Raw genomic sequence first — 1,066 nt, 5'->3', positions numbered from 1 at the left:
ACCGCGCTGACAAGACCAAAGGCGACGTGGACGACATAATTGCCGGGCGGCAGCACGATGTTCGGCGTTCCGCTGCGGTCCTCCCGGATCAGCTTGAAGGTGCCGTTCTCGTCGGGCCGGTCGGCAAATACGCGCCAGACCAGGCCGCTGGTGATGGGGGCCGAGTCCTTGCCGTATTTGGCTGTCAGCGACAGCACGCCCTGTCCGGGCACGGCTGCGTTCAGCGGAGCGGCCGGCGGTACGGTGGAGACGGCGGGCGGCGGCATGCTCGGCGTCGTCGGCTGCATCAGCGTCGACGGCAGGGTCGGCGGACCGGCGCCGAGGCCGGAGGGCGGCGCGAGGCTGACGGCACCGCCGGGATTGGGCACCGATGCCGGCGGCACCGGCGGCGGGCGGTCGGAGAAAAGCTGCGCCTGAACAGTATTTTGGCTTGTGGTAACGAAGCACGCGGCAAGAATCAGCGCCGGCAGCAGCCTGCCGCTGCGCCGCCATCCGATGATGCCGTCACCCCCGCGTGTCATGCCCCTGCTTTTCACCGAAAACGCGGCAAATTCAAGCCTCTGAAATCCCAGGAAATACGGGCTCACGGGCGATGGCTGGAACCCGGCTGACACCTGCGTGATTTCGCCGGAGGCAGTGGCCGCTCGCCATACTCTCGCCCCCTGCCCTTCCCAAAGCGGCATAAACCATGCTTCGCCCATGATATGGCGGAGGGCAAGAGCGGTGCCTAGTCTGGTGCTACGGGCGGGCCCGGTGGAGGAGAGTTTCGGTGCTGGACATCTTGAAGGGTCGGGGCGTGAACGGCTCGAACGGCGAAAAGGGCGCCGAGAAAGTCGGCCTCGGCAGCATCCGCCGGCCGGTCATCGGCCTTGCCCTCGGCGGCGGCGCGGCGCGCGGCTTCGCCCATATCGGCATCATCAGGACCCTGCTCGCGAACGGCATCGTGCCCGACGTCGTGGTCGGCACCTCGATCGGCGCCGTGGTCGGCGGCCTTCATGCGGCCGGCCGGCTCGATACGTTCGAAGAATGGGGTCGCTGCCTGCAAGGGATGCGCAATATCCTCGGC

The 1,066-nt window shown here is 67.7% G+C and carries 1 protein-coding gene and 1 pseudogene; one reads left to right on the top strand and one right to left on the bottom strand.

The annotated features are described in order from the left end of the window. A pseudogene (locus JHD07_RS39480) lies at positions 1–521 on the bottom strand (hypothetical protein); the annotation flags it as partial. Between the two features lie 248 nt (positions 522–769). On the opposite strand from JHD07_RS39480, the gene JHD07_RS39475 reads away from it, so the two are divergent. After that, positions 770–1,066 (top strand): patatin-like phospholipase family protein (locus JHD07_RS39475; RefSeq protein WP_291632043.1); only part of this gene is annotated, 297 nt, incomplete at its 3' end.

The organism is Bradyrhizobium sp., assembly GCF_016462955.1.
Classification (GTDB): Bacteria; Pseudomonadota; Alphaproteobacteria; order Rhizobiales; family Xanthobacteraceae; genus Bradyrhizobium.
The sequence above is the reverse complement of the archived record's forward strand: the minus strand, read 5'-3'. Positions and strand labels throughout refer to the sequence as shown.